Origin of the sequence: Sphingomonas xinjiangensis (assembly GCF_014199255.1) — a bacterium.
In the GTDB taxonomy this organism is placed as follows: domain Bacteria; phylum Pseudomonadota; class Alphaproteobacteria; order Sphingomonadales; family Sphingomonadaceae; genus Sphingomonas; species Sphingomonas xinjiangensis.
Genome location: NZ_JACIJF010000059.1, coordinates 1 through 1975, shown reverse-complemented (window position 1 = coordinate 1975; position 1975 = coordinate 1). Strand labels below are relative to the sequence as shown.

At 59.7% G+C, this 1975-nt stretch carries 2 protein-coding genes and 2 pseudogenes; 3 read left to right on the top strand and 1 reads right to left on the bottom strand.

Translation table 11 applies throughout. The features are described from left to right. Window positions 1-267 (top strand): annotated as a pseudogene (locus FHT02_RS21260) (hypothetical protein); the annotation flags it as partial. Between the two features lie 259 nt (window positions 268-526). Here FHT02_RS21260 and FHT02_RS21255 read toward each other — a convergent pair. After that, window positions 527-727, bottom strand: coding sequence for a hypothetical protein (locus FHT02_RS21255; RefSeq protein WP_425506477.1), 201 nt, complete (start codon window positions 725-727; stop codon window positions 527-529). 597 nt (window positions 728-1324) lie between these two features. On the opposite strand from FHT02_RS21255, the gene FHT02_RS21250 reads away from it, so the two are divergent. Together FHT02_RS21250 and FHT02_RS21245 are read left to right on the top strand one after the other, a co-directional pair. Next, on the top strand, window positions 1325-1615 hold the full coding sequence (locus FHT02_RS21250) for a hypothetical protein (protein WP_184092250.1): 291 nt from the start codon (window positions 1325-1327) through the stop codon (window positions 1613-1615). Further along, window positions 1602-1975 (top strand): annotated as a pseudogene (locus FHT02_RS21245) (type IV secretion system DNA-binding domain-containing protein); the annotation flags it as partial. The gene FHT02_RS21250 and the pseudogene FHT02_RS21245, both read left to right, overlap by 14 nt.

The following is a 1975-nucleotide window of genomic DNA, read 5'->3' as shown; positions in this document are numbered from 1 at the left end:
ATCTGGCTTGCTTTGTCGTCCGCGCCGGATGCTGCGCCCGAGCTGAACGTGAGCACGAACAGCGCCTACGCCATCCTCGATCTGCTCGGACTGGATCGCGATAGCGTGGGCCTCATTCCGCTCTCCGAACTCCGCTCGCGGTTGTCCGATCCCATCGTTCACCGGCGTTTAAATGCAGAGCCCGGACTCGATCGATACCTGCCGACGCTGAATGAAATGGCGCGGCTCAAACCAGTCGACGGTGAGCTGCATCTCGCGTGGGCGTAGGCGCTTCAAGCAGGACGAGCCGGGTAGCGGCGAGGGAACGGAACCACCCGGCTCGATAGGAGCCGGAGGAAGGCTCTTATAGCCATTATAGACGGGGAGCGGAGCGATCGGCGCTTCGCTCCCATTTTTTTGCCTGATGCCGCTCAGCCCGCAGGGCGTCTGCCAAGGCTCGCACCTACGACGAAGCACAGGAAAAACGGCCGCGTGAGGATGCTCATCACTCACGCGGCCGTGGCATCAACGTGGTCCAGAAACGACTTCAGGCAGTCCCAAGAAGCCGCTTCTCAACCTCGTCCACACCGAGCTTTTTCACCGCTGCCATCAGGCCCTCAAGTCGGTCGATCGGCAGCCTCAAAAGGCCACCCTTCTCAACCGCTCCGATCGCTGCCTCACGAACCTTAACCGCATACGCCTTTCGACGCTCTTGCAGCTTCTGTTCTTCGGCCTCGATCGCGGCCATTTCAGCGTCCAGTGACTTCGCCATAGTCGTACCTTTTGGTCAGGCTGATCGGGCTCTGAACGGCCACATCCATAACGCGAAGCATGGGGTTCGGAAACCCTCGCCGCGACGATTGAAACTCACCGTTTGAAGGCCCCTACCCTCCTACGGAGCATCACCATGAACAGCCCATATTCGCGTCGACGGAACGCGTGCGCAGCACGCTTTCAACCACCTCGTTCCGCCGTTTGGCGGTCGGGACCCTGCCGGAATCGGCTCACCAGACCGGCGATCCGGAAGCGACCAGCAGCACAAGATCAATCACCCATAATGGGGGACTAAGAGAGCACACCCTACGCACCGAGGTGCAAAGGAAGTCCCGCAAAAACAGCTAGTTAGCCGATCATTGGCTTGGGACCCACTGGGACCCACTTTGACACTCATTGACACTCAGTAAGAATGACGTGCGAATTCCGTGCGTTAGCTGACACTCATTGACACTCACTTTGTCTCTAAGAGCGCGGCTGTAGCAACGTTGCTGCTTGCAAGCATCGCGGGCCCCTCCTAAAACGATCTCGCTTTGCGGCAACCACCAGCCTCCGTTTCATGGAGGTTGGCTTGAGGTCATCAACACAGCGTTCGATCCGCTTCGAGCAGGCGCTGTACCGCCGCGTCGAGGCCTATGCGGCGTCTCAAAACCGCTCCATCGCAGACGTAGTTCGCGCCGCACTCGAGGACTACCTCGCCGGCCGCAAGGTCCTGCAGGACAGCGATTTGAGACTGCGCAGAGTCTGCGAGTATGCTCAGCTCGCGCTCGACCATGTCATCAAGGAGGATCATCCCGAGGTTCGGGACATGATCCTCGCCGAGACGTCAGCACGGATGGAGCGCTATCATGGCACGCGCTGACATCCGTAACGACGGTCGCCCGATTACCGTCCAGCACCACTCCGCACGCGGCGACGTGAAGCGCAATTCGGGCAACTTCACACGTGGCAGTCAGCTCCTCAGTCATGAGGTTCTGATGTGGCTGTCGGGCGCGAAAATGCCCTTCCTGATGTGGCTGGGCGTTGTCCTCCTGGCCTACGTCGTGATCCTCTCGGTCAAGCTCGATGAGAACAACGTCCAGCTGATCTGCATGCGCGTTCTGTCGGGCCTGTGGGAGTGGGTTGCACTCGACCCAATGAAGCCGGTGAACCTTCGACTTCCGGACAACTCTGTCAGGCACACGTACATGGGCTACGTGCCCTATGTTCCCGACGTGGCGCT

Excerpts from the sequence above, each read along its gene's own strand:
- FHT02_RS21255 (WP_425506477.1), bottom strand. The coding sequence starts at position 727 with ATGGCCGCGATCGAGGCCGAAGAACAGAAGCTGCAAGAGCGTCGAAAG.